This window comes from Streptomyces sp. CAI-85 (genome assembly GCF_013363615.1).
In the GTDB taxonomy this organism is placed as follows: domain Bacteria; phylum Actinomycetota; class Actinomycetes; order Streptomycetales; family Streptomycetaceae; genus Streptomyces; species Streptomyces antibioticus_B.
In genome coordinates this window covers 185,114-209,125 of the sequence record NZ_JAANNX010000009.1, presented here as the reverse complement: position 1 = coordinate 209,125, position 24,012 = coordinate 185,114, and the positions used below count along the sequence as shown (strand labels likewise).

21 protein-coding genes are annotated in these 24,012 nt (G+C 72.1%); 11 read left to right on the top strand and 10 right to left on the bottom strand.

Annotation, left to right across the window (positions count from 1 at the left end):
* Positions 1 to 765 precede the first annotated feature (765 nt).
* Entirely contained in the window at positions 766 to 2,064 is a 1,299-nt protein-coding gene (locus G6W55_RS14730; protein WP_175521265.1) for a PH domain-containing protein, read from the top strand.
* Here the strand turns inward: G6W55_RS14730 and G6W55_RS14725 are convergent.
* Both G6W55_RS14725 and G6W55_RS14720 read right to left on the bottom strand, forming a co-directional pair.
* Positions 2,037 to 3,548, bottom strand: a complete 1,512-nt coding sequence (locus G6W55_RS14725) for a hypothetical protein (protein ID WP_175521264.1) — start codon at positions 3,546 to 3,548, stop codon at positions 2,037 to 2,039. The two genes, G6W55_RS14730 and G6W55_RS14725, sit on opposite strands and share 28 nt — an antisense overlap.
* A gap of 144 nt (positions 3,549 to 3,692) precedes the next feature.
* Positions 3,693 to 4,820 carry an esterase family protein gene (locus tag G6W55_RS14720; RefSeq protein WP_175521263.1) on the bottom strand — a complete coding sequence of 376 codons (1,128 nt, stop codon included), beginning with the start codon at positions 4,818 to 4,820 and terminating at the stop codon, positions 3,693 to 3,695.
* A gap of 235 nt (positions 4,821 to 5,055) precedes the next feature.
* Here G6W55_RS14720 and G6W55_RS14715 point away from each other — a divergent pair, with 235 nt between their 5' ends.
* The 6 genes from G6W55_RS14715 to G6W55_RS14690 all read left to right on the top strand — a co-directional run bounded on the left by G6W55_RS14715 (position 5,056) and on the right by G6W55_RS14690 (position 10,216).
* Complete coding sequence (locus G6W55_RS14715) at positions 5,056 to 6,867, top strand: phosphatidylglycerol lysyltransferase domain-containing protein (RefSeq protein ID WP_175521262.1); 1,812 nt, start codon at positions 5,056 to 5,058, stop codon at positions 6,865 to 6,867.
* 92 nt (positions 6,868 to 6,959) lie between these two features.
* On the top strand, positions 6,960 to 7,889 hold the full coding sequence (folP, locus tag G6W55_RS14710) for a dihydropteroate synthase (protein WP_175521261.1): 930 nt from the start codon (positions 6,960 to 6,962) through the stop codon (positions 7,887 to 7,889).
* A complete protein-coding gene (locus tag G6W55_RS14705; RefSeq protein ID WP_175521260.1) occupies positions 7,886 to 8,443 on the top strand; it encodes a nuclear transport factor 2 family protein in 558 nt (185 codons plus the stop codon). Before folP ends, G6W55_RS14705 begins: the two co-directional genes overlap by 4 nt.
* A gap of 259 nt (positions 8,444 to 8,702) precedes the next feature.
* Positions 8,703 to 9,062 (top strand): dihydroneopterin aldolase, encoded by a 360-nt coding sequence (folB, locus tag G6W55_RS14700; protein ID WP_085214702.1) that lies wholly within the window; start codon positions 8,703 to 8,705, stop codon positions 9,060 to 9,062.
* Positions 9,059 to 9,670 (top strand): 2-amino-4-hydroxy-6-hydroxymethyldihydropteridine diphosphokinase, encoded by a 612-nt coding sequence (gene folK / locus G6W55_RS14695; protein WP_175521259.1) that lies wholly within the window; start codon positions 9,059 to 9,061, stop codon positions 9,668 to 9,670. The genes folB and folK overlap by 4 nt, the downstream gene beginning before the upstream one ends.
* A gap of 57 nt (positions 9,671 to 9,727) precedes the next feature.
* Entirely contained in the window at positions 9,728 to 10,216 is a 489-nt protein-coding gene (locus G6W55_RS14690; protein ID WP_175521258.1) for a DUF3180 domain-containing protein, read from the top strand.
* A gap of 16 nt (positions 10,217 to 10,232) precedes the next feature.
* Here the strand turns inward: G6W55_RS14690 and folE are convergent, their stop codons facing one another.
* The 6 genes from folE to dacB form a co-directional block, all read right to left on the bottom strand.
* The gene (folE, locus tag G6W55_RS14685) at positions 10,233 to 10,838 is read right to left on the bottom strand and encodes a GTP cyclohydrolase I FolE (RefSeq protein WP_030796023.1); all 606 of its coding nucleotides are present in this window, start codon (positions 10,836 to 10,838) and stop codon (positions 10,233 to 10,235) included.
* A 111-nt stretch (positions 10,839 to 10,949) separates the two neighbouring features.
* Complete coding sequence (gene ftsH / locus G6W55_RS14680; RefSeq protein WP_030796021.1) at positions 10,950 to 12,989, bottom strand: ATP-dependent zinc metalloprotease FtsH; 2,040 nt, start codon at positions 12,987 to 12,989, stop codon at positions 10,950 to 10,952.
* Between the two features lie 216 nt (positions 12,990 to 13,205).
* Positions 13,206 to 13,745 carry a hypoxanthine phosphoribosyltransferase gene (hpt, locus tag G6W55_RS14675; RefSeq protein ID WP_030796019.1) on the bottom strand — a complete coding sequence of 180 codons (540 nt, stop codon included), beginning with the start codon at positions 13,743 to 13,745 and terminating at the stop codon, positions 13,206 to 13,208.
* Positions 13,746 to 13,817: 72 nt separating this feature from the next.
* On the bottom strand, positions 13,818 to 14,858 hold the full coding sequence (tilS, locus tag G6W55_RS14670) for a tRNA lysidine(34) synthetase TilS (protein ID WP_175521257.1): 1,041 nt from the start codon (positions 14,856 to 14,858) through the stop codon (positions 13,818 to 13,820).
* Positions 14,859 to 15,054: 196 nt separating this feature from the next.
* The gene (locus G6W55_RS14665) at positions 15,055 to 16,179 is read right to left on the bottom strand and encodes a zinc-dependent metalloprotease (RefSeq protein WP_175521256.1); all 1,125 of its coding nucleotides are present in this window, start codon (positions 16,177 to 16,179) and stop codon (positions 15,055 to 15,057) included.
* A 101-nt stretch (positions 16,180 to 16,280) separates the two neighbouring features.
* Positions 16,281 to 17,924, bottom strand: a complete 1,644-nt coding sequence (gene dacB / locus G6W55_RS14660; RefSeq protein ID WP_175521255.1) for a D-alanyl-D-alanine carboxypeptidase/D-alanyl-D-alanine-endopeptidase — start codon at positions 17,922 to 17,924, stop codon at positions 16,281 to 16,283.
* Positions 17,925 to 18,009: 85 nt separating this feature from the next.
* Between dacB and G6W55_RS14655 the strand changes: the two genes are divergently transcribed.
* Both G6W55_RS14655 and G6W55_RS14650 read left to right on the top strand, forming a co-directional pair.
* Positions 18,010 to 18,501, top strand: coding sequence for an inorganic diphosphatase (locus G6W55_RS14655; RefSeq protein ID WP_059193998.1), 492 nt, complete (start codon positions 18,010 to 18,012; stop codon positions 18,499 to 18,501).
* 102 nt (positions 18,502 to 18,603) lie between these two features.
* Positions 18,604 to 20,259, top strand: coding sequence for a threonine/serine exporter ThrE family protein (locus G6W55_RS14650; protein ID WP_175521254.1), 1,656 nt, complete (start codon positions 18,604 to 18,606; stop codon positions 20,257 to 20,259).
* 25 nt (positions 20,260 to 20,284) lie between these two features.
* Here the strand turns inward: G6W55_RS14650 and G6W55_RS14645 are convergent, their stop codons facing one another.
* Entirely contained in the window at positions 20,285 to 21,247 is a 963-nt protein-coding gene (locus G6W55_RS14645; RefSeq protein ID WP_175521253.1) for a VTT domain-containing protein, read from the bottom strand.
* 137 nt (positions 21,248 to 21,384) lie between these two features.
* On the opposite strand from G6W55_RS14645, the gene G6W55_RS14640 reads away from it, so the two are divergent.
* The gene (locus G6W55_RS14640) at positions 21,385 to 21,750 is read left to right on the top strand and encodes a YbjQ family protein (RefSeq protein WP_175521252.1); all 366 of its coding nucleotides are present in this window, start codon (positions 21,385 to 21,387) and stop codon (positions 21,748 to 21,750) included.
* A gap of 46 nt (positions 21,751 to 21,796) precedes the next feature.
* On the opposite strand, the gene G6W55_RS14635 is transcribed toward G6W55_RS14640, so the two are convergent.
* Complete coding sequence (locus tag G6W55_RS14635) at positions 21,797 to 22,558, bottom strand: MerR family transcriptional regulator (protein WP_175521251.1); 762 nt, start codon at positions 22,556 to 22,558, stop codon at positions 21,797 to 21,799.
* Between the two features lie 148 nt (positions 22,559 to 22,706).
* On the opposite strand from G6W55_RS14635, the gene G6W55_RS14630 reads away from it, so the two are divergent.
* Positions 22,707 to 23,990, top strand: a complete 1,284-nt coding sequence (locus tag G6W55_RS14630; protein WP_175521250.1) for an ion channel protein — start codon at positions 22,707 to 22,709, stop codon at positions 23,988 to 23,990.
* Positions 23,991 to 24,012: the final 22 nt, after the last annotated feature.

Genomic DNA, 24,012 nt, shown 5'->3' with positions numbered 1-24,012 from the left:
GGCGGACCGTCACCCGAGCGTCGGCCGTCACCCGAGGCCCAGCCATCACCCGAGGGCAGTGCGTCGTCCGCGCGTGGGCCGTCGTCTGAGCCTGGGCCGTCTCCCGGAGGCGGACCTACACCCGAGGCCGGGCCTTCGTCCAAGCGCGGCCGGTCGCCCGAGGGCGGGCCTCCCGAGGGCGGGCAAGCGTCCAAGGACGGACCGTCACGCGAGCGTCGGCCGTCGTCCGAGGGCGGACCGTCGTCCGAGCCTGGGCCGTCACCCGAAGGCGGACCTACACCCAAGGGCGGCCCGTCGCCCGAAGGCGGGCCGCCCGAGGGCGAGCCACCGTCCAAGGGCGAACCATCACCAAAGCGTCGGCAGTCACCCGAGGCCCGGCCTTCGCCCGAGGGCAGTGCGTCGTCCGCGCGTGGGCGGTCACCCGAGGGCGGACCGTCGCCCGCGCGTGGGCCGTCACCAGACGGCGGACCTACACCCGAGGCCGGGCCTTCGTCCCAGGGCGGCCCATCGCCCGAAGGCGGGCCGCCCGCGGGCGGGCCACTGCCCAAAGGCGGACCGTCACCCGAGCGTCGGCCGTCACCCGAGGCCCAGCCATCACCCGAGGGCAGTGCGTCGTCCGCGCGTGGGCCGTCGCCCGGAGGAGAACCTGCACCCGAGGCCGGGCCCGCCGCCGAGCACGCGCGAGCGGTCGAGCACGCGTCTGCAGGCGACGCAGGCCGCGCGCCCCGTGGGCCCTCCGCGCCGCGGGCCGTCGTCGAGCGGCGGTTGCATCCCGTCACGCCGTTCCGGCGGGCGTGGGCGCCGCTTGCGGTGCTCGTCGGATGGGCCGCGCACGATCCGAACCAGGCGCAGCAGCAGCTCACCCGGCTGACCACCACGACCCTGTTGGTCGCACTCGCCGTACTGCTCCCGGCGGCCGCCGCGTACGGCTTCCTGACCTGGTGGTTCACCCACTTCGCGGTGACGGACAGCGAGTTGCGTATCCGTACCGGTCTGCTGTTCCGGCGCACCGCGCACATCCGGCTGGAGCGCATCCAGGCGATCGACGTCACCCAGCCGCTGCTCGCGCGGGTCGCCGGCGTGGCGAAGCTGAGGCTCGACGTCGTCGGGGCGGCGAAGAAGGACGAGCTGGCCTTCCTCGGCGAGGAGGAGGCCCGCGCGCTGCGCGCCGAACTGCTCGCGCGCGCGGCCGGGTTCGCGCCCGAGACGGCCCACGAGGTGGGCGAGGCGCCGGCGCGCGAACTCGTGCGCGTGCCGGCGCGCGAGCTGGCGATCGCGCTGGCGCTGACCGGCGCGACCTGGGGCACGCTGGCCGCCGCGCTGGTCGTCCCGCCCCTGCTGTGGCTGGCCACGCACAGCGTGGTGACCGTCCTGGCGAGCGGGCTGCCGCTGCTGGGCGCGGCGGGCGCGAGCAGTGTGGGCAGGTTCGTCGCCGAGTACGACTGGCGGGTGGCCGACTCCCCGGACGGTCTGCGCATCGACCACGGGCTCCTGGACCGCGCCCACGAGACGGTGCCGCCGGGGCGCGTGCAGACCGTGCGGATCGTCCGGCCCCTGCTGTGGCGGCGGCGCGGCTGGGTGCGCGTGGAGCTGGACGTGGCCGGGTCGTCCAACTCCGTGCTGCTGCCGGTCGCCCCGCGCGCGGCGGCGGAGGCGGTCGTCGCACGCGTGCTGCCCGGTGTCACCGTCCCGCCGGACGAGGCGCTGTCCCGCCCGCCGCGCCGGGCCGGTCGGTGCGTGCCGGTGTGGTGGCGGGGCCACGGGATCGCCGTCACGGACGCGGTGTTCGCGGCCCGCCACGGACTGCTCCTCCGGCACCTGGCGCTCGTGCCGCACGCCAAGGTGCAGAGCGTGCGGCTCTCCCAGGGGCCCTGGCAGCGCCTCTGGCGGCTCGCGGACGTCCATGTGGACACGGGAGCCGACAAGACCGTCACGGCCCGGCTGCGGGACGCTCAGGAGGCCGCGGAGCTGCTCCGCGGCCAGGCCGAACGGTCCCGCACCGGGCGCCGGGACGCACGCCCCGACCGCTGGATGGTTCAGGAGACGGCGCTGCGCAGGCCCTGAAGGTCGATCTGCTCGGTCTCGTCGTGCGCGGTCAGGTCGATCACCTGGCCCACGCCGCGCGACTCCTCGCCGGCGGGCTTGAACTCCGCCTCCGCCTCGGCCTTGTGCAGCGCGAGGGCCTCCTGTCCGACCACGTCGGCGAGGTCCTCGTTCTGCACGTCCGCGAGGGCGTCGGACGGCGCCTCGCTCTTCGTGCCGAAGAAGTCGAAGCCGCCCTCGGCCGTAGGACGCCGGACCGGCGGGGTGGCGGGGACGACGGCGACGGCGGTCGGCACCGTGAAGTGCCCGGAGGGCCGCACCACCGGCCCGGCCGGACGCCGCACCAGCTCGGCCGAACCGGAGGACACCGGGGCCGGGGCCTGCGCGGGCTCAGCGAGGCCGCTCTCGACCTGCTCGACAGCCGGGGCCGCCTCCGTGGTCGAAGCAACCGAAGCGGTCGGGACGTTCGGGTGGGGGGCGGCCGCGCGCGTGTGCTCGACGGCCGCCTCGGACTTCCCCTCCGCCTCGTCCTCCCGCGCGGGTTCCGCGTCACCGTCGGCGGCGTCCGTCGCGGTCTCCGTGACGGACGCCTTCGCCGCGGGCTCCGCACCGGCCGGGTCGTCGTCCTTCGCGGCCTTGGCGGACTTGGCGCCCTTGGTGTCCTCGGCGGGCTTCACCGCGTCCGGGTCGAACTTGCCCAACGCCGCCTGCGCGCGCAGGAACAGCTTGGAACCCTCGGGAGAGAAAGCCGCGGGGGCATCGGCCTCGTGCGCGGCGTCCTCGTCGTCCTCATCGGCGTCGGCGGCGTCGGCAGCCGCCTCAGGGGCCTCGGCCTCGTCGGCGTCATCGGTGCCGTCGGCGTCGTCGGCGTCGTCGGCCGACTCGTCCAGCCCGGCCGTCTCGCCCGCGTCAGCCGCGTCGTCAACGCCGGCCGTCTCATCAACCTCGGCCTCGGTCTCGGTCTCGGCCCCGGTCACCTCGGCCCCGTCAACCGCCTCGACCTCGTCGTCCTGCGCCGCACGCGCCGGAGGCAGGGCCGCGGGCGGTGCGGTGGTCTCTATCTCCAGCAGCCGGCGGCCCTCCAGGGCGGTCGCCCGCTCGGTCTCCGCGGTGGCGTACCGGCGCAGCAGCGCGGCGTGCTCGTTGCGCAGGCCGGCCAGCTCGGCGCGCTTGGCACGCAGCCGCTGTTCCAGCTTGACGCGCAGCTCGCGCGATTCGTCGAGGTCGGTCTCCAGTTCGGCGACCCGTTCCTCGAAGCGCCACTCGTCGCTCGCCCGCGCGCGCGTGAGGTCGGCGACCTGCCGGCCCGCCTGCATGTCCCAGCGGCGCATGACGAACGCGCCGACGAGCGCCGTGGCCGCGGCGGCCGCGGCCAGCGCTCGGAGCACCATGGGCTCCGTGAACAGCCATGGTCCCAGGGCGATGACGACCGAGACACCTGCGATAGCCGAGGGAGGCAGCAGCCTGTGCAAAGGCGGGGAATGGCGGTGACGTCCACGTGGCATGGCCAGAAACTTACCGCGCGTAGGCGATTGTTGGCGCCCCGCCCCACAAAAAGCTGCCATACCGAAGCCTTCACAGGACATCGGGAAACAGAGCGGTCACGCATTCAACGGAAATCAAGATCATTTACGGTGTGGAACGGCCGTTCACGCCCCGGTCAGGCGCCCGCTGATCCACTCCAGCGTCGGCGGGATCTCCCGCCGCCAGGTGTTGAAGTTGTGCCCGCCGCTTTCGAGGATGATCGAGGAGATCCGGGTCCGCTGGGTGGCCTTCACCTCGTCGATGAACTTCAGCGTGGCCTTGTAGTTGGATTCGCCCACTTTGCTGCTCGTGACCAGCAGCGAGGTGTCCGGGGCGGAACGGTTCTTCAGAAACCAGTGCAGATCGGCCTCGTCGCGCAGCGTCCGGTTCCCGTGGAAGAGGTCGCCCGTGGTCGGATCGATCGGCGCCTTGTAGTACGCCGACAGGCCCGCGCCCGCCGCGTACAACTCCGGGTGATGCATCGCCAGCTTCAGCGCGCAGTACCCGCCCGTGGAGTCCCCGATGATCCCCCAGCTCCCCGGCTCCTTGCCGACCCGGTAGTGGGCCGCCACGGCCTCCGGCAGGTCCTCGGCGAAGAACGACTCGGTCTGCGGCCCGTCCGGGATGTCGACGCACTCGGTGTCGCGCGGCGGCGCGACCGTGGGCCGCATCATCACCAGGATCATCGGCTGCATCCGCCCGTCCTTGGCGAGCTGCCGCGCGGTGCGCGGGTAGTGCAGCTTGTCCACGAGCGCCTCGGCCGTCCCCGGGTAGCCGGTGAGCACGACCGCCGCGGGGAACGTACGCGTGCGGTTCGCCGGGTCGAAGTACTCCGGCGGCAGATACACGTACGCGGGCGTGGCGATGCGTGTCGTACGGCCGTTGAGGGCCACCTTCTGTATCTGCCCGCCGAACCGCGGCCGGCCGCTGCCCCCGTCGACCTGCCGGGTGTCGACGACCCGCAGGAGCCCCGAGGGCGCCCCGCCGCCGCCCGCGTGGTCGACGACCACGCCGACCTCCGTCTCCCGGCCCAGGAGGTCCGCCCAGCTCGCGTAGAAGCCGAACGTCTGGTTCGCGGAGAGGCCCACCGACACGAAGACCGCCAACTGCGTGGCGAACAGCAGCCCGACGCGCCCGCTGACGGCCCGCCAGGTGCCCCGCGCGAGGCGCGGCCACAGCCACACCGTGCCGATGAACAGCACGACGGCGAACGCGATCGACAGAAGCAGCAAGGTGGTGCTCGTGAGACCCATGCGGTGGTTTCCTGCCTGCTCTCCGTCCGGGCGCAGGCCCGTCCCCCCGACTCCTTCGCGAGGGCTTGTCCCGGACTTTCCTTGGCCTTTTCGGTGGCTTTGAGAAGCTGAGTGAACCTCTCTCCCCGAGACACCGTCCTAGAGGGCGCAATGTCGCCGGATGCCCGAATCGGCACCGGGTCCAAGGTCTCTCGCGGAACTACGGGATGCGATGTCTGTCAGGGAAGATGGGGAAATGTCGGGCGGGGTTCCGAACCGATCAAGCAGGGTGCGGCGGCTCGTGCGCGGTCCGCGCCCCGAGTCCGTGCCCGCCCTCGTCGGCAGAGCCTGTGCCCTCGTCGGCCTGGTGGACGTGGCCGCGGGCGTCTTCCCCCGGTTCCGGCACAGCCGTATGCACACCCTCGCGGAGGTGCTGCCCGGCTCGTTCGGCCCCTTCGCGGCGGCGCTCTCGCTGAGCGCCGGCATCCTGCTGCTGCTCCTCGCCCACGGCCTCAAGCGCTCCAAGCGGCGGGCCTGGCGCGCCGCCGTGGTGCTGCTCCCGGCGGGCGCCGCGGCCCAGTTCGTGTACCGCCACTCGGTCGTCGGCGCGCTCATCTCGATCGCGCTCCTGGTGCCCCTGCTGGTGCACCGCGACCAGTTCGCCGCCCTGCCCGATCCGCGCAGCCGCTGGCGCGCGCTCGCCAACTTCGTCCTCATGGGCGCCGGTTCCCTCGGTCTCGGACTGGTCATCGTCAGCGTCCACCCGAACCGTCTGATCGGCGACCCGAGCCTGGCCGATCGCCTGACGCACGTCCTGTACGGCCTCTTCGGCTTCGAGGGCCCGGTCGACTACGCGGGCAACACCTCCTGGACCGTCGCCTTCTCGCTCGGCGCCCTCGGCTGGCTCACCGCGGTCACCACCATCTACCTCGCCTTCCGCCCCGAACACCCGGCCGCGCGCCTCACCGAGGAGGACGAGTCCCGGCTGCGCGCCCTGCTGGACCGGCACGGCCGCCGCGACTCCCTGGGCCACTTCGCGCTGCGCCGCGACAAGGCGGTCGTCTTCTCGCCCAGCGGCAAGGCCGCGGTGACCTACCGCGTGGTCTCCGGCGTGATGCTCGCCAGCGGTGACCCGATCGGTGACGTCGAGGCGTGGCCCGGCGCCATCGAGCGCTTCATGGACGAGGCCAGGGCCCACTCCTGGACGCCCGCCGTCATGGGCTGCTCGGAGACCGGCGGCGAGGTCTGGACCCGCGAGACCGGCCTCGACGCCCTCGAACTGGGCGACGAGGCGGTGGTGGACGTCGCGGATTTCTCGCTCGCCGGCCGCGCGATGCGCAACGTCCGCCAGATGGTCAAGCGCATCGAGCGCGCCGGATACGAAACCCGGGTCCGACGTGTACGTGACCTCGGCGAGGCCGAGCTGGACCGGATCCGGCGGGCCGCCGAGGACTGGCGGGGCACCGACACCGAGCGCGGCTTCTCCATGGCGCTCGGCCGCGTGGGCGACCCGGCCGACGGCGACTGTCTCATCGCCACCGCCCACAAGACTGACGAGATCCCCGGCCCGTACGGCGACCTCAAGGCGATCCTGCACTTCGTGCCCTGGGGCCCGGACGGCGTCTCCCTCGACCTGATGCGGCGCGACCGCGCGGCCGACCCCGGGATGAACGAACTGCTGATCGTGGCCGCGCTCCAGGCCGCCCCCCGCTTCGCGGTCACGCGCGTGTCGCTGAACTTCGCGATGTTCCGCTCGGCGCTGGCCCGCGGCGAGAAGATCGGCGCCGGACCGGTGCTGCGCGCCTGGCGCGGTCTGCTGGTCTTCCTCTCCCGCTGGTTCCAGATCGAGTCGCTGTACAAGTTCAACGCCAAGTTCCAGCCCCGCTGGGAGCCCCGTTTCGTCGTCTACCGCGCGTCCGGCGATCTGCCCCGCATCGGCTTCGCCGCCATGCAGGCCGAGGGCTTCGTCGACCTCGCCCTGCCGCTGCCCCGCTTCCTGCGCCGCCGTACGAAGCCGGCACGCGTGTGTGCGCACCGGCCGGCCGAGCGGGACGTACAGGCCGCGTAGGGGTGGGCGGGCAGCGCCTGCGGGGTTCCGCCCCGGCCGGGGAAGCCGGGCCGGGCAGCGTCCCGGCCCGCCCCTGGGCCTACGCTGAACATATGAGCAAGCAGAGCGGACGCGGACGGGTCGCCGGTCTTCCGGAATGGGATCGCTGCGCGGTGATGGGGGTCGTCAACGTCACCCCCGACTCCTTCTCCGACGGGGGCCGCTGGTTCGACACGACGGCCGCCGTCAAGCACGGCCTCCAGCTCGTCGCCGAGGGCGCCGACCTGGTCGACGTCGGCGGGGAGTCCACCCGCCCCGGGGCCACCCGTGTCGACGAGGCCGAGGAGATGCGCCGGGTGGTCCCCGTCGTCCGCGGCCTCGCCTCCGAGGGCGTCGTCGTCTCCGTCGACACCATGCGCGCGTCCGTCGCCGCCCGGGCCCTCGCCGTCGGCGCCGCCCTGGTCAACGACGTCAGCGGCGGCCTCGCCGACCCGGAGATGATCCCGGTGGTGGCGGACGCCGGCGCCCCGTTCGTCGTCATGCACTGGCGCGGCTTCCTCGAGGGGGGCAACGTCAAGGGCGTCTACGCCGATGTGGTCGCCGAGGTCGTGGACGAGCTGCACGCGCGCGTGGAGGCCGTCCTCGCGGGCGGTGTCTCCCCCGACCGGATCGTCGTCGATCCCGGGCTCGGCTTCTCCAAGGACGCCGATCACGACCTCGCCCTCCTCGCCCACCTCGACCGGCTGCACACCCTGGGGCACCCGCTCCTGGTCGCCGCCTCCCGCAAACGCTTCCTCGGCCGCGTCCTGGCAGGACCGGAGGGCGCACCGCCCCCCGCGCGCGAACGGGACGCCGCCACGGCCGCCGTCTCCGCGCTCGCCGCGCACAACGGCGCGTGGGCCGTGCGCGTGCACGAGGTCCACGCGACGGCGGACGCGGTGCGGGTCGCGCGCGCCGTGGAAGGGGCGCGCGCTACAGGAGAGACGCGCGCCGACGACGGCTCGCGCGCCGTGCGCCCCGGTGGTGCGGAAGGAGTCCGGTGAGCGCCCCCCACACCGACGTCGAAGAGGTCGAGGCCGCCAACACGGCGTTCTACGAGGCGCTGGAGCGGGGCGACTTCGAGACGGTGTCCTCGCTCTGGCTCACCCCCTCCGACCTGGGCGTCGACGAGGAGTACCACGATCCGGCGGACAGCGGCGTGATCTCCTGCGTGCACCCCGGCTGGCCGGTGCTCACCGGGCGCGGCGAGGTGCTGCGGTCGTACGCGCTGATCATGGCGAACACCGACTACATCCAGTTCTTCCTGACCGACGTCCATGTCTCCGTCACCGGCGACACCGCCCTGGTGAACTGCACGGAGAACATCCTCAGCGGCGGCCCGGCCCCGTCGGACGGCGAGGAGCTGGGGCCGCTGGTCGGTCAGCTCGTCGTCGCCACGAACGTGTTCCGCCGGACCCGGGACGGCTGGAAGCTGTGGTCCCACCACGCCTCCCCGGTCCTGGCCGACGGCGACGAGCCGGAGGACGGCGAGAAACCGGAGAGCCTGGACCACCCCGAGAACCCGGGGAACGACGACAACGGCGAGAGCCCGGTCTGACCCCCGCGCCGCCACCGGCCTTCCCCCTCCTGCACCAAGAAGTGGTTGGAATCACGAACCCGCGGGTAGGGGCGGCTACCGGCCCGTGAGCCACCGGGTTCACCGAGGGAAACACCCGGTGAAAACTGCGGCGGCGCCCCGGGCCGTGCCCGCCGGGGCCCGGCGCTGTCCGTGCTCGCAGGTAGATTCGTTCGAGGCCGAGGTGGCGCCCGCACACGCCACCGGCCGGCCGGAACCGACGATTGCAGGAGTGATGCGCGTGGATCGTGTCGAGCTGCGCGGCCTGAAGGCCCGCGGGTACCACGGTGTGTTCCCCAAGGAACGCGAGGAGGGCCAGACCTTCATCGTGGACCTCGTGCTCGGCCTGGACACCCGCCCGGCGGCCGCCGACGACGACCTGGCGAAGACCGTGCACTACGGCATCGTGGCGGAGGAGGTCGTCGCCGTCGTCGAGGGCGAGCCGGTCAACCTCATCGAGACGCTCGCCGAGCGCATCGCCCGCGCCTGTCTGGCGCACGACGGGGTGGACGAGGTCGAGGTCCGCGTCCACAAGCCCGACGCACCGATCACCGTCCCCTTCGACGACGTGACCGTCACCATCATCCGGAGCCGAGCATGACCGCGTCCTTCACCGAGGGTCACAGCGACCCGACCGTACAGCCGGTGCCCGCCTCCGTGGTCGAGCAGGTGGACGCCGCCGACACCACGCTGCACAACCCGCGGCGCGCCGTGATCTCCCTCGGCTCCAACCTCGGCAACCGCCTGGAGACCCTCCAGGGCGCCATCGACGCCCTGGAGGACACCCCGGGCGTCCGGGTGAAGGCCGTCTCGCCGGTGTACGAGACGGCGCCGTGGGGCGTCGAGCCCGGCAGCCAGCCCTCGTACTTCAACGCCGTGGTGGTGCTGAAGACGACCCTGCCACCGTCCTCCCTGCTGGAGCGGGCGCACGCGGTCGAGGAGGCGTTCCACCGGGTCCGCGAGGAGCGCTGGGGCGCGCGCACCCTCGACGTCGACATCGTGGCCTACGCCGATGTCGTCGACGGCGACCCGCAGCTCACGCTCCCCCACCCGCGCGCCCATGAACGCGCCTTCGTGCTCGCCCCCTGGCTCGACGTCGACCCCGAGGCCGAGCTGCCCGGCCGGGGGCCGGTCGCGGCCCTCCTGGACACGATCACCCGGGACGGCGTCACCGCGCGCCAGGACCTGGAACTTCACCTGCCCGAGTAGTCGTTAAGGTCAAGACGAGCACTGTCCTTGAGGACCCGGGGGAGCTGAAGGAACACCGTGAAAGAGCTGCGCATCAGGGTGCTGGCCGGGGTCTTCCTCGTGGCCGGCGTCCTGTCCTGGGCCGGTGCCCGTCTGTGGACCTCGATCGGGACCCTGCCCAGCGTCCCGCTGGCCGCCCCCATCGTCCTCGCCCTGATCGCGGTGGTGCTGCTGGCCACCGCGCTGTCGCTGCGCTCCCGCCTCAGGGCCCAGCGCGAGCGCCGCCCCGGCGCCAAGGGGGTCGACCCGCTGATGGCGGCCCGCGCGGTCGTCTTCGGCCAGGCCAGCGCCCTGGTCGCCGCCCTCGTCAGCGGCATGTACGGCGGCACGGGCGTCTTCCTCCTGGAGTCCCTGGAGGTCCCGGCCCACCGCGACCAGGCGATCTACGCCGGCTTCTCCGTCGTCGCGGGCATCGGCGTCATAGCGGCGGCCCTGTTCCTGGAACGCGTCTGCAAACTCCCCGAGGACGACGACGACCACAACAACGGAGCGGCGACCCCGGCGTAGGTCGGCGCGCGGCCGTTCAGCGCGCCATGATGAGGCTCATCGCCTCGTTGCGGGTCGCCATGTCCCGGAGCTGACCGCGGACCGCCGAGGTGATGGTCTTGGCGCCGGGCTTGCGGATACCGCGCATGGACATGCACATGTGCTCGCACTCCACGACGACGATCACGCCGCGCGGCTCCAGAATCTCCATCAGCGAGTCCGCGACCTGAGTGGTGAGACGTTCCTGCACCTGAGGACGGCGGGCGAACACGTCCACGAGCCGGGCCAGCTTGGACAGACCGGTGATCTTCCCGGTGGTGGACGGGATGTAGCCGACATGCGCCACCCCGCGGAACGGCACCAGATGATGCTCACACGTGGAGAACACCTCGATGTCCTTCACGAGCACCATCTCGTCGTGCCCCAGGTCGAACGTCGTGGTCAGCACGTCCTCGGGCTTCTGCCACAACCCCGCGAATATCTCCTTGTACGCCCGCGCCACCCGCGCCGGAGTCTCCTTGAGGCCCTCGCGGTCCGGGTCTTCGCCGACCGCGATCAGGAGTTCGCGTACGGCGTTCTCGGCGCGCTTCTCGTCGAACTCGCCGATCTGGCCCTCGCCGTCCAGCGTCACGGGGTCGGTCATGTGCTGCCTCGTTCCTAGGTGTCCCACAAGGGCGTCGAAAACAGGTCATACGGAAAATGCCGCGCCCCCCAGGCTAGAACCTGGGGGGCGCGGCATCCATTCCGGGCCTGGTCAGCTCTCCGGGCGGTCCTCCGGAGCGGGCTCCGTCACCGGGGCGGGCTCCGCCGCGGTGGCCTTCGCGGTGGAGATCGCCGGGGTGGTGCCGTTCGCGCCGTTCGTCAGGGCCAGCTCCTTGGGGGAGAGCACCGGCGGACGGGTCGAGGGCGTACGGCGGGAGGAGCCGGTCCAGGCCGGCCGCGGGGGACGCTTGTGGATGGGGGCGAAGATCTCGGCGATCTCCTCCTTGCCCAGCGTCTCCTTCTCCAGGAGCTGAAGCACCAGGTTGTCGAGAACGTCGCGGTTCTCGACGAGGATCTCCCAGGCTTCGTTGTGCGCGTTCTCGATGAGCTTCTTGACTTCCTCGTCCACCAGCGCGGCGACCTCTTCCGAGTAGTCGCGCTGGTGAGCCATCTCACGGCCGAGGAACGGCTCGGTGTTGTCGCCGCCGAACTTGATGGCACCCAGGCGCTCGGTCATGCCGTACTGGGTGACCATCGCGCGGGCGGTGGCGGTGGCCTTCTCGATGTCGTTCGCCGCGCCCGTGGTCGGGTCGTGGAAGACCAGCTCCTCCGCCGCGCGGCCGCCCAGCATGTACGCGAGCTGGTCCAGCATCTCGTTGCGCGTGGTGGAGTACTTGTCCTCGTCCGGCAGGACCATCGTGTAGCCGAGGGCGCGGCCCCGGGACAGGATCGTGATCTTGTGGACCGGGTCGGAGTTCGGCGAGGCCGCCGCGACCAGGGCGTGACCGCCCTCGTGGTACGCGGTGATCTTCTTCTCCTTGTCCGACATGATCCGGGTCCGCTTCTGCGGGCCCGCGACCACACGGTCGATCGCCTCGTCCAGCATGTGGTTGTCGATCAGCTTCTTGTCCGAGCGGGCCGTCAGCAGCGCGGCCTCGTTCAGCACGTTCGACAGATCGGCACCCGTGAAGCCGGGGGTGCGGCGGGCGACGGCGGACAGGTCGACGTCGGGCGCGACCGGCTTGCCCTTCTGGTGGACCTTGAGGATCTCCAGACGGCCCTGCATGTCCGGGCGGTCGACCGCGATCTGGCGGTCGAAGCGGCCGGGGCGCAGCAGCGCCGGGTCGAGGATGTCGGGCCGGTTCGTCGCAGCGATGAGGATCACGCCGCCCTTGACGTCGAAGCCGTCCATCTCGACGAGGAGCTGGTTCAGGGTCTGCTCGCGCTCGTCGTGACCGCCGCCGAGGCCGGCGCCGCGGTGGCGGCCGACCGCGTCGATCTCGTCGACGAAGACGATCGCCGGGGCGTTCGCCTTGGCCTGCTCGAACAGGTCACGCACGCGGGAGGCACCGACACCGACGAACATCTCGACGAAGTCGGAACCGGAGATCGAGTAGAAGGGGACGCCCGCCTCGCCGGCGACGGCACGCGCGAGGAGCGTCTTGCCGGTGCCGGGCGGGCCGTACAGCAGCACGCCCTTGGGGATCTTGGCGCCGACGGCCTGGAACTTGGCCGGCTCCTGGAGGAATTCCTTGATCTCGTGGAGTTCCTCGACGGCCTCGTCCGAACCGGCGACGTCCGCGAACGTCGTCTTCGGGGTGTCCTTGGTGATGAGCTTCGCCTTGGACTTGCCGAAGTTCATGACGCGGGAGCCGCCGCCCTGCATCTGATTCATCAGGAACAGGAAGACGACCACGATGAGGACGAAGGGGAGCAGGGACAGCAGGATCCCGACGAAGGCGTTCTGCTTCGTCGGAGAGACCGTGTAGCCGTCCGGAATCTGCTTGTCCTGGTACTTGGTTTGCAGCGTGTTGGCGATGGTCACGCCCTGATCGCCGATGTAGCTCGCCTGGATCTTCGAGCTGCCCTCGATCTTCACGCCGTCTTTGAGCGTGGCCTTGATGGTCTGCTCGTCACCGGTGGTGAGCTTCGCCGACTCGACCTTGTTGTCGTTGATCGCTGCGATGACCTGGCCTGTGTCCACCGTCTTGTAGCCGCCGGACGAGCCGACGACCTGCATCAACACGACCACGGCAAGGACGGCCAGCACGATCCACATGACCGGCCCACGGAAGTATCGCTTCACGTCCATCCATACGGAGCGGTGCCGCCCCGTCCCTCCTGCCATAGTGAGTTTGATAAGACAGTTCTTCTGACGGTACCCCAGCATGGTGGCCCGAAGCCGCACAGGAGAGCCGGTGAGCCCGTCTGCCTGCTCCAACGGTGCGAAACCCGCTGGGGTTCCCGATCGCCCTACAAGACCGGCCGTCCGGCGCAGTCGACGCCCGGGCCGGCGCCGCGGTCCGGCTCAGCCGCCGTAGACATGGGGCGCGAGCGTACCGACGAACGGCAGGTTGCGGTACTTCTCGGCGTAGTCCAGGCCGTAGCCGACGACGAACTCGTTGGGGATGTCGAAGCCCACCCACTCCACGTCGATGGCGACCTTCGCGGCGTCCGGCTTGCGCAGCAGCGTGCACACCTTGAGGGAGGCCGGCTCGCGCGAGCCGAGGTTCGACAGCAGCCAGGAGAGCGTGAGGCCGGAGTCGATGATGTCCTCGACGATCAGGACGTGCCGGCCCTTGATGTCGGTGTCGAGGTCCTTGAGGATCCGCACCACGCCGGAGGACTGGGTGCCCGCGCCGTACGACGACACGGCCATCCAGTCCATGGTGACGGGGGTGGACAGCGCCCGGGCGAGGTCGGCCATGACCATCACCGCGCCCTTGAGGACTCCGACGATCAGCAGGTCCTTGCCCGCGTACTCAGCGTCGATCTTCGCGGCCAGCTCGGCCAGCTTCGCGTCGATCTCTTCCTTGGTGATGAGCACCTGCTTGAGGTCGGCACCCATGTCTTTCGCGTCCACCGCATCACTTTCGGTCGTCCCACCGGCCGCCTGGCCCTCCGTGCGGAGAGCCGGGTTTCAGCCTTGCCGAATCACCAGTCTGCCACCCTGCCGCTGGGCCACGACCTTGCCGGGGAGGTTGATGACCCCCTGGCCGCGCCATCCGGTGATCAGCCGGTCGACCTCCTCGATGTGCCGGGCGAAGAGGGAACCGGCCGGCGCGCCCGCCTCGATGGCGGCGCGGCGCAGGATCCGGCGGCGTACGGCGGGCGGCAGGGCGTAGAGCTTGGCGCACTCCAGGAGGCCGGCGGCGTCCCGTACGGCGGTCTCGGCCTGGCCGGCCCAGGCGTCGAGCGCGTCGGCGTCGTCGCGGGAGAGCTGGGCCGTTCGGGCGAGGGCCTCGACGACGCCCTTGCCGAGGGCCTTCTCCAGGGCGGGCAGGCCCTCGTGGCGCAGCCGGGAGCGGGTGTAGGCGGGGTCGGCGTTGTGCGGGTCGTCCCACACGGGCAGCGACTGGACCATGCACGCCTTGCGGGCGGTCTGCCGGTCGAGCTGGAGGAAGGGGCGCCGGTAGCGGCCGCCGGTGCCGGAGATCTCGGCCATGCCGGACAGGGAGCGGATGCCGGAGCCGCGGGCGAGGCCGAGCAGGACGGTCTCGGCCTGGTCGTCACGGGTGTGGCCGAGCAGGACGGCGGCGGCGCCGTGGCGTTCGGCGGCGGCGTCGAGGGCGGCGTAGCGGGCGTCGCGGGCGGCGCCCTCGGGGCCGCCTTCACGGCCGACGGTCACGGCGGTGGCCTCGACGGGGTCGAGGCCGAGTTCGCGCAGCCGCAGGACGACCTCGTCGGCGCGCAGGTCGGAACCGGGCTGGAGGCCGTGGTCGACGGTGACGCCGCCGGCGCGCAGCCCGAGCCGGGGGGCTTCGAAGGCGAGTGCGGAGGCGAGGGCCATGGAGTCGGCGCCGCCGGAGCACGCGACGAGGACGAGCGGCGCGGGCACGCGCGCGTGCGAGCCCCGCGCCGGTGTGGCGGTGGGGTCGGTGGGCTGGTGGTCGTTGAGGATGTCGTGGAGTACGCGGCGGACCGCCAGGCGTATCGCCGCGACCGCAGGATGGGGACCCATTGTCCGGTTCCCTTCATGAAGTTTTGTCGGGGGGTGAACCCCGGGCCGGTCACTCAGAGTGTGTAGATGGTGACAGAGCCGGGCCGTTCCCCGAGCATTGCACGCCTGCCGGGGGCCCACGGTCCCTCGGACGGGTGATTGAAGGGGCGTTCGCCTGCCGTCGGCCGGATCCGGTTCACGGGGTGCCGTACGGCTGTCATGACTCGGCCTTGCGGTGCACGCGCGCGACCCAGTCCGCGGGTTTGGCGATCTCCGCCTTGGTGGGGAGGGTGTTCGGGGAGGTCCACACGCGGTTGAAGCCGTCCATGCCGACCTGTTCGACGACGGCCCGCACGAACCGTTCGCCGTCGCGGTACTGGCGGAGCTTGGCGTCGAGGCCGAGCAGTTTGCGCAGGGCCATGTCCAGGCGGGAGGCGCCCTTGGCGCGGCGCTGCTGGAACTTCTCGCGGATCTCGGCGACGGAGGGCACGACGGCGGGTCCGACGCCGTCCATGACGAAGTCGGCGTGGCCCTCCAGCAGGGACATCACGGCGGTGAGGCGGCCGAGGATCTCGCGCTGGGCGGGGGTCTGGACGAGTTCGACGAGGGAGCGTCCGCCGTCGTCCTCCTCGCCCTCGGGGCGGCCGCCGGCGAGGGACTGGGCGGCCTCCCTGACGCGCTCCAGGAAGGTCATCGGGTCGACGTCGGTCTCCCCGAGGAACGACTGGATCTCGCCCTCCAGGTGGTCGCGCAGCCAGTCGACGGCGGAGAACTGGGTGCGGTGGGTCTCCTCGTGGAGGGTGACCCAGAGGCGGAAGTCGTGGGGGTCGACGTCGAGTTCGCGTTCGACGTGGACGATGTTCGGGGCGACGAGCAGCAGCCGGCCGCCCTTGGGGCCGCCGGAGGGGAGGTCGCGGGAGGCGGGGGCGAAGGTCTCGTACTGGCCGAGCACGCGGGAGGCCAGGAACGACAGCAGCATGCCGAGTTCCACGCCGGTGACCTTGCCGCCGACGGCGCCGAGCATGGCGCCGCCGGGGCCGCCCGCGCGGCGTTCCTGCATCTTGTCGAGGAGGGGCTTGAGGAGTTCCCGGAAACCGGCGACGTTGGCCCGCACCCAGCCGGGGCGGTCGACGACGAGGACCGGGGTGTCGTGGGTGTCCTCGGTACCCATCCGGGTGAATCCGCGGACGTGTTCCTCCGAGGCCTTGGCGTGCCGGCGCAGCTCCGCGACGACGGCCCTGGCCTCGTCACGGCTCACCTCCGGGCCCGGCCGCACGAGCCGGGTCGCGGTCGCGACCGCGAGATTCCAGTCGACCATCTCCACACCACCGATGCTCGTCATGCGTCAACGGTACGTGCTCACCGCCAGTTGAGGCAGAGCCACGAACCCGAACCCGAACACCCGCACCCCGGGACCGCCGACGCCCACCGCACCGGAGCGTCCTAGCCGCAGCCGCAGTTCGCCAGTGCCGTTGCTGTTCGGTCCAGGGCTGATTGGGCCGTGTCGCGGTTGGTGGTGCCGGAGGCCAGGAGGGCGAAGGCGAGGAGGTGGCCGTCGCGGTCGACGACCGTGCCGGCCAGGGCGTTGACGCCGGTGAGGGTGCCGGTCTTGGCGCGGACGACGCCGGCGGCGCCCTCGGTGTAGCGGGCGCTGAGGGTGCCCGTGAAGCCGGCGACGGGCAGGCCGGTGAGGGCCGGGCGCAGGTCGGGGCGGTCCGGGTCGGCGGCCTTGACGAGCAGGGCGGTCAGCAGGTCGGCGGTGAGGCGGTCGCCCCGGTCGAGTCCACTGCCGTCCTTGAAGACCGCGCCGGTCATGGGCAGTCCGAGCTTCGTGAGCTGGGCGTGGACGGCCCGGCCGCCGCCGGCGAAGTCGGCGCGGCCGCCGGTCGCGACGGCGGTCTGGCGGGCGAGGGCCTCGGCGATGTCGTTGTCGCTGTTGGTGAGCATCCGCTCGACGAGGTCGGACAGCGGGGGCGAGGAGACGGTGGCGAGGGTCTCCGCGCGCGTGGTGGCCTTCGAGGGGCCGGGGGCGCTGGTGGTGATGCCCTCGGCCCTGAGGAAGTCGGCGAACTGGCGGGTGGCGTCGGCGGCCGGGTCGGCCACGCGGTAGGCCGTGCCGCTGGTGGAGTCGTCGGTGCGGCCCTGGTCGGCGCTGAGGGCGGTGACGGGGGCGATGTTGGGGTCGACCCCGATGGGGTGAATCTGAGGACCGGTGAAGAGGGTCGTGTCGTAGGAGAGGGTGACGTCGGTGAGGCCGCGCGCCTTGAGCGCCTTGGCGGCCGAGACGGCGAGGGCGCGCAGGCTCGCCCAGCCGTCGGCGTCCTTGCGGGCGGTGAGGGTGGGGTCACCGCCGCCGACCAGGACCAGTTCCTTGGTGTCGGGTTCGAGGGCGGCGCGGGTGGTGAGCCGGTGGTCGGGGCCCATCGCGGTGAGCGCGGCGACCGCGGTGGCGATCTTCGTGGTGGAGGCGGGGGTGAGCGCCTGCCCGGACCCGGTGCCGTAGAGCCGTGCGCCGGTGGTGACGTCGACGACCGAGGCGGTGTGCAGGGTGCCGAGCGCGGGGTCGCGCAGCAGGGGGTCCAGGACGGCGGCGAGGGCGGTGGTGGTGTGGGCGGACTTCACGGTGCCGGTGGGGCCGCCGAGACCGGAGAGGACGGAGGGGGCGCTCGGGGCGGGCCGGGGGGCGCCCGCCGCGGTGTCGGACGTATCGGACGAACCGGTGCGACGGCCGTGATCTGCGCCACCCGTGTGATGCAGGGCGGCGGCGCGGTCCCGCTCGGCCGTACGCTGACCGGTGGAGTCCCAGGGCCCGGCGGCGGTCACCACGCCCGCGGCCAGCGCCAGTCCGGCGGTCGCCGCACCCGCGGTGTACCGCCAGGTCCTGATGGTCGGACCGGTCTTCGTGATCCGCGCGAGCTGCGGTTTCGCCGCCTGCGTGAGCCGTGCGACCCGCGGCTTCGCGGCCGCCGTCGCCCGCGCGAGACGAGGGCCTACGATCCCTGCGGCCCGTGCCAGACGCGGTCGTACGGCGTCCGCGACCCGCACCACGTGCGGTCTCGCGGCCCGCCACGGTCTCAGCTCCGGCATGACCACCAGCCCCTTTCGCGATCACCCACCTGCGTGAGGGACACTTAACCACCAGAACTATGTGCTGATCATGGAGGAGCGTCCGGTGGAGTTCGACGTCACGATCGAGATCCCGAAGGGTTCGCGGAACAAGTACGAGGTGGACCACGAGACCGGTCGGATCCGCCTGGACCGTCGACTCTTCACCTCGACCGCCTACCCGACCGACTACGGCTTCGTCGAGAACACCCTCGGCGAGGACGGCGACCCGCTGGACGCGCTGGTCATCCTGGACGAGCCGACCTTCCCGGGCTGCCTCATCAAGTGCCGCGCGATCGGCATGTTCCGGATGACGGACGAGGCCGGCGGCGACGACAAGCTGCTGTGCGTCCCGGCGACCGACCCGCGCGTGGAGCACCTGCGCGACATCCACCACGTGTCGGAGTTCGACCGCCTGGAGATCCAGCACTTCTTCGAGGTCTACAAGGACCTGGAGCCCGGCAAGTCCGTCGAGGGCGCCGACTGGGTCGGCCGGACCGACGCCGAGGCCGAGATCGAGCGGTCCTACAAGCGCTTCAAGGACCAGGGCGGTCACTGACCTTCCGCACCGAGGGGGCCGCACGCACACGCGTGCGGCCCTTTCGTGTGCCTGTGCGCATACTGATCCGTACGGAAGGTGTCGTTCAGGGAGCGTTGCTCAGTGACGGATGCGGAGGACCGCAAGCCGCAGTCGGACGAGGCGAGGGGTTCCTACGAGCCCGAGGTGACGTCCGAGTTCGCCGTTCCGCCGGGGCTGGCCGTGCCCAGAGCGGGCGGTGAGTCGGAGACCACGTCGGAGTTCGCGGTTCCGCGGGGGCTGGACGTGCCGCCCGCCGAGGAGCCGGAGGGGTCGGCGTTCAGCCGCCCGAACACCTACAGCGCGCGCGGCGGCCCGGCCGCGTTCACTCCCGCCGAGGGCGTGCCGGTGGTCAGTCTGACCAAGGACCTGCCCTGGCAGGACCGGATGCGCACGATGCTGCGGATGCCGGTGACCGAGCGCCCTGCGCCGGAGCGGACCGTGAAGCCGGAGGAGGGCGGGCCGGCCGTCCCGCGCGTCCTCGACCTGACGCTGCGCATCGGTGAGCTGCTGCTGGCGGGCGGGGAGGGCGCCGAGGACGTGGAGGCCGCGATGTTCGCGGTCTGCCGCTCCTACGGGCTGGACCGCTGCGAGCCGAACGTCACCTTCACCCTGCTGTCGATCTCGTACCAGCCGTCGCTGGTGGACGATCCGCTGACGGCGTCCCGGACGGTCCGCCGGCGCGGCACCGACTACACCCGGCTGGCGGCCGTGTTCCGGCTGGTGGACGACCTGAGCGATCCGGAGACGCACTTCTCGCTGGAGGAGGCGTACCGGCGGCTCGCGGAGATGCGCCGCAACCGGCACCCGTATCCGACCTGGGTGCTGACCTCGGCGAGCGGGCTGCTGGCGGGCGCGGCCTCGGTGCTGGTCGGCGGTGATCTGGTCGTGTTCGTCGCCGCCGCGCTGGGGGCGATGCTCGGCGACCGGCTGGCCTGGCTGTGCGCGGGGCGGGGGCTGCCGGAGTTCTACCAGTTCCTGGTCGCCGCGATGCCGCCGGCCGCGATAGGGGTCGCGCTGACCCTGGCCCATGTGGACGTGAAGGCGTCCGCGGTGATCACCGGCGGGCTGTTCGCGCTGCTGCCCGGGCGGGCGCTGGTGGCGGGCGTCCAGGACGGTCTGACGGGCTTCTACATCACCGCGGCGGCGCGGCTGCTGGAGGTCATGTACTTCTTCGTGGGCATCGTGGTCGGGGTGCTGGTGATGCTCTATCTGGGCGTGCAGCTCGGGGCGCATCTCAACCCGGACGCGGCCCTGGGGATCACCGAGCGGCCGCTGTGGCAGATCGGCGCGTCGATGCTGCTGTCGCTGACCTTCGCGGTGCTGTTGCAGCAGGAGCGCTCGACCGTGCTGGCCGTCACCCTGAACGGGGGCGTGGCCTGGTCGGTGTACGGGGCGATGCACTACGCGGGTGAGATCTCGCCGGTGGCCTCCACGGCCGTCGCGGCGGGGGTGGTGGGGCTGTTCGGGCAGTTGCTGGCCCGCTACCGGTTCGCGTCGGCGCTGCCGTACACCACGGCGGCGATCGGGCCCCTGCTGCCGGGTTCGGCGACGTACTTCGGGCTGCTGGCCATCGCGCAGAACGAGGTGGACCAGGGGCTGGTGTCGCTCACCAAGGCCGCGGCGCTGGCGATGGCCATCGCGATCGGGGTGAACCTGGGTTCGGAGGTGTCCCGGCTGTTCCTGCGGATCGGTTCCGCCGAGAAGCGCCGGGCGGCCAAGCGGACCCGCGGGTTCTGACGCCCGCGGGCCCGGCGCCGCCTGGTCAGTAGCCCTCGTTGTACGGGTACTGGCTGTTCTGCCGGGGCTGGGCGCCGTACGGCTGCTGCTGCGGCTGCTGGTCCCAGGGCTGCTGCTGGGGGTACGGCTGCGGCTGCTGCTGCGGGTAGGGCTGCTGCTGGGGCTGGTGGGGCCGGTCCTGCTGCGGGTACGGCGTGCCGTAGTAGTCGTTCTGCTGGGGGTGGCCGCCCTGGTGGCCGTACGGGCCGGGCTCGTGCTCGTCGATACGGCGGAGCCGGGTCGTCGCGTCGTCCATCACCGGGGGCTGCTGCTGGTACGGCTGCTGCTGCGCGGGCTGCTGCTCGGCGGGGGCCTGCGCGGCGTTCTTCTTGGCGGCGCTGCGTGCCTTCATGAACTCGATGACGATCGGGACCACCGAGACGAGGACGATCAGGATGAGGATCGCCTCGATGTTCTTCTTCACGAAGTCGATGTTGCCGAGCCAGGAGCCCAGAAGGGTGACACCGGCGCCCCACAGGACGCCACCGACGATGTTGAAGGTCAGGAACGAGCGGTACCGCATGCCGCTGACGCCGGCGATGATCGGCGTGAAGGTGCGCACGATGGGCACGAAGCGGGCCAGGATCAGCGACTTCGGGCCGTGCTTCTCGAAGAAGTCGTGCGCCTTGACGACGTTCTCCTGCTTGAAGAGGCGGGAGTCCGGTCGGGTGAAGAGCGACGGGCCGACCTTCTTGCCGAACATGTAGCCCGCCTGGTCGCCCAGGATCGCGGCGACGCAGATCAGCGCGACCGCGCCCCACAGCGGGAAGTCGAGCTGGCCGGAGGTGATCAGCAGACCGGCGGTGAACAGCAGCGAGTCACCGGGCAGGAAGAAGCCGATGAGCAGGCCGGACTCCGCGAACACGATGAGCAGCAGACCCCAGATGCCGAAGCTGTCCAGCAGATAGTCGGGGTCCAGCCAGCTCGGTCCGAGGGCAAGAGTCGTCACGGTTCCGGGCTCCTGAGGGGTGAGGGCGGTCGGTGCGGCGGAGGACCGCCCCAACGTATCAACGCGGCGCCGCGGGGCCAGGTTCCCAGGGCCTCCCCCAGGATGCACTGTGCCTCTCCCCGGTCAAAGCTGTGAGCATGGGCATCGAGGAATTCGGCGGCGGTCAGGGACCCCGGCCTGACGTACTGGTCGTCACCACCAACGACGTACCCGGCTTCCGGGTCGAGCAGGTCGTCGGCGAGGTCTTCGGCCTCACCGTGCGCTCGCGGCATCTGGGCAGCCAGATCGGCGCGGGCCTGAAGTCGATGATCGGCGGTGAGCTGAAGGGGCTGACGAAGACCCTGGTGGAGACCCGCAACCAGGCCATGGAGCGGCTCGTCGAGCAGGCACGCGCGCGGGGCGCCAACGCCGTGCTGGCGTTCCGCTTCGACGTGTCGGAGGCGGCGGACGTGGGCACCGAGGTGTGCGCGTACGGCACGGCGGTGGTCCTGGCCCAGGAGTGAACGCCCCCGGACGCGCGGGGCGGCACCGGGCCAGGACGGGTCGCCGTCAGTGCGTGTGCCGGGCCGCGTTCGCCAGGATCGCGTCCCTGAGGTGCTGGGCGAGGCCCGGGCGCAGGGCGTCGTAGTACGCCGTGAAGCGCTCGTCGGCGACGTACATCTCGCCCAGGCAGACGTGCATCTCGTGGGGGCACGCGTAGTAGCGGGTGTCGATGTGGCGCCGGTGCTCCTCGGCGAGGTCCATGGCCGCCTCGCCCGTCGGCGGCTCGCCGGCGGCCACGAGCGCCGCGTAGCGCTCGCCCCAGGCGTCGGCCTCGGCGCGGATGCGCTTCCAGTCGTCCTTGGTGTAACGGGCGGTGCGGCGCCGCGACTCGGCGTACGCGTCGGTGCCGCCCCAGCGCGCCTCGGTCTCCTGCGCGTACTGCTCGGGGTCGTGGTCCCCGAAGACCTCGAAGCGCTCCTCGGGGGTGAGGTCGATGCCCATTCTGCGTGCCTCCATGGCGTGTTCCACGGCCGCCGCCATCTCCTTCAGCCGCTCGATCCGGGCGGTCAGCAGCTCGTGCCGGCGGCGCAGGTGCGCGCGCGTGTCCGCGTCCGGGTCGTCGAGCAGGGCGGCGACCTCGTCGAGGGGGAAGCCGAGCTCGCGGTAGAACAGGATCCGCTGGAGCCGTTCGAGGTCGGTGTCGTCGTAGCGCCGGTGGCCCGCGTGGCTGCGGCCGCCGGGGACGAGCAGTCCGATCTCGTCGTAGTGGTGCAGGGTGCGCACCGTGACGCCCGCGTAGCCCGCGACCTGTCCTACGGAGTAGCTCACTTCTCCCCTCACTTCCCGGTCCTTCCGGTGTCGTCCTCCACGGTGCGTCCTCACGCCGCGTGAGGTGCAAGCGCGGGCCGGGACCCAGACGGTTCCCGGCCGGACGCCCCCGGATGTCATGTCCGCTTTGCCCGCTTATCGTGAGCCTGTGGCTCAGGAGATCCCGCGGCACGCGCCCACCGCTCCGGCGACTCCCGCCCGCGCGTTGCTGCCCCTGATCCTGCCCGCCGTCGTGGTGGGAGCCGTCTCCAGTCTGCTGCTCCTGCTGGTCAGCGGGGTGGCCGAGGAGTTGCAGGACGTGCTGTGGGCGGATCTGCCGGACGCGCTGGGCGTGGGCCGGTATTCCGTGTTCTGGATGCTGGTCGTGCTCACGGCGACCGGGGTCGCGGTGGGGCTCGTGGTGTGGAAGGTGCCGGGGCACGCGGGGCCCGATCCGGCGACCACCGGACTGGACGCGCCCGTGCTGGCGCCCGGGGTGCTGCCGGGGCTGACGCTGGCCGCCGTGCTGATGCTGGCGGGCGGGCCCAGCCTGGGTCCGGAGAACCCGATCATCGCGGTGAACGTGGGGCTCGCCGTCTGGCTGGGCCACCGGCTGATCCCGCGGATGCCGGGCCGGGTGTGGCCGATGCTCGCCGAGGCCGGGACGATCGGCGCGCTGTTCGGCACGCCGGTCGCGGCGGCGCTGGTGATCTCGGAGGCGCTGGCGGGGCGGGAGGCGAAGGGCGCGCTGTGGGACAACGTGTTCGCCCCGCTGGTGGCCGCCGCGGCCGGGTCGCTCACCACCGACCTGGTGGCCCATCCGGCCTTCGACCTGGACCTGCCGCCGCTGGGCAGCCCCGGCTGGGGCGATCTGCTGGCGGCGCTGGTGATCGCGTCGGTGGCCGCGCTGCTCGGCATGTGCGCCGTACGGGTCTTCCCGTACGTGCACGGCGCCTTCGGGAAGCTGCGGCATCCGATGCTGATGCTGCCCGCCGGCGGGCTCGTCCTGGGCCTTCTGGGGGCCCTGGGCGGGCATCTGACGCTCTTCAAGGGGCTGGACGAGGTCGCGGAGCTGGCCGCCGATCCGGACGGCTGGACGGCCGGCGAGTTCGCGACGATGACGGTGGTGAAGCTGGCCGCGCTGGTGGTCGCCGCGTCCTGCGGCTTCCGCGGCGGCCGGATCTTCCCGGCGGTCTTCGTCGGCGCCGCCCTCGGCCTCACCGCGCACGCGCTGGTGTCCGGCGTGCATCCGGCGGTCGGGGTGGCGGCGGGCGTGCTCGGCGTGCTGCTGGCGATCACCCGGCAGGGCTGGGTGAGCCTGTTCACCGCCGCCGTGCTGGTGGCCTCGCCCACGATCATCGCCCTGCTCTGCTTCGCCTCGCTGCCGGCCTGGCTGCTGGTGACGGGGCGCCCCCAGATGCAGCTTCGCGCGGACGGAACTTCCGTCCGCTGACGTCCGTTCGATCCCCAGGAGG